The organism is Aquabacterium sp. (assembly GCF_004297345.1).
Lineage (GTDB): Bacteria > Pseudomonadota > Gammaproteobacteria > Burkholderiales > Burkholderiaceae_C > Aquabacterium.
On record NZ_SCTN01000208.1, the window covers coordinates 1 to 1576 of the forward strand.

General features: G+C 66.2%; 2 protein-coding genes. Both read right to left on the reverse strand.

All coding sequences use genetic code 11. The annotated features are described in order from the left end of the window. Positions 1–384, reverse strand: a 384-nt coding sequence (locus tag EPO09_RS07465) for a hypothetical protein (RefSeq protein ID WP_290641741.1), incomplete at its 3' end; no start/stop codon positions are given. 135 nt (positions 385–519) lie between these two features. Beyond that, positions 520–1576, reverse strand: a 1057-nt coding sequence (locus tag EPO09_RS07470; RefSeq protein ID WP_290641743.1) for a DUF6596 domain-containing protein, incomplete at its 5' end; no start/stop codon positions are given.

Here is a 1576-nt window from a genome sequence, read left to right on the forward strand (position 1 = left end):
CGACTGCACATAGATCTGCGCCTGCTCCTGGGTAGAGAACCACAGATTGGGGTAGCCGGCGGCAGGTTGCAGCACGTCCAGATGCGGCAACTGCGCCACCGACATGCCCGCCAGTGCCTGACTGTATTGCTCCCAACCGGCATGGCCCGCCTCGATGGCCAAAGTGCGCAAGAGATGCTTGCGACGGACCATGGCCCGCCGCTGGTGCAATTGAGGCAAGGTCAGATCACGCAAGGTGCCGGTAGCCAGGATGCGCCGCAACACGGGCAGCGAAACCCGCAATGAATCAGACAGGGCCGCGCGATGAAGTTGCCGAGCCAAGGCACGAACGATGTCTGCGGCCTGAAGGCTTGAGGGCTGAGGGGAAAAATGGGTTGGTTGCATACCAGCTCCTGAATCACGGCCTGCTCGCTGTCGGCCTGTGGAGGGTATGCAAGCGCATGGCTTGCGGATGATGAACGGTGCGTCAGCTTTCGCGAGGTGGGCGCCCGGTGAGCCCGCCCACACTATAGCGCCAGATCAGCCTTCACTGGCTGTTGAGCCCAAGCCTTGCGCCTTGGCAAGCAACCACGCCTGCTGCACCGCGTTGTCGTTCAGCTCGGCGGCGCGCAGGTAGGCGGCCCGCGCCTCGGCCAGGCGGCCCATGCGCTCCAGCACATCGGCCTGTGCACCAGCCAGCCAGGGGTAGTGCTGCAGGGCCGGATCGCTCGCCAGCTCCTGGAGCAACATCCAGGCTGCCTGCGGCCCTTGAGCCTGACCCACGGCCACCGCCCGGTTGAGCGCCACCACGGGCGATGGCTGCCGCACATACAAACGATCGTAGTCACGCACGATGGCGTGCCAGTCGGTGTCCTCCGCCCGCGCGGCTCTGGCGTGGTGGGCCGCAATGGCGGCCTGCAAGGTGTAGCAGCCGGGGTCAGCACCTGCTTGAGCACGAACCAGCGCCGCCAGCCCTCGTCGGATCAGCAACCTGTCCCACAGGCGGCGATCCTGGTCGAGCAGCAACACCGGTTGCCCCTGTGCATCGAGTCGCGCGGGCAGTCTCGATGCCTGAATTTCCAGCAGGGCCGCCAGGCCGTGGACCTCGGCCTCTTCAGGCAGCAGATGTTGCAGCTGTCGCGCCAGGCGCAAAGCCTCGTCACACAGAGCCGGCCTCAGCAGTGTCTCGCCGCTTCCGGCGCTGTGCCCCGCATTGAAAATCAGGTAGACCACAGCCAGCACGGCCCCCAGGCGGGCACCTCGCTCGGCCGAGTCGGGCAACTCGAAGGCCTGGCCGTGCAGCATCTTCTTGGCCCGCACAATACGTTGCGCAACCGTGGCTTCGGGGACCAGAAAGGCCCGCGCAATCTCAGCCGTTTCGAGCCCGCCGAGCAGCCGCAAGGTCAGCGCCACCTGCCCTTCGCGCGGCAAGCTCGGGTGGCAGGCGATGAAGATCAGGCGCAGCAGGTCATCGCCGATTTCGGCCGCGTCCCGCACAGCATCGAGCTGATCGACGAAATCCGGGACCATATGAGTCTCCGCGGCAAGGTCGTCGGCCGCCAGCGCCTCGTGCTCGCGCGCCAGCATCATACGGCGG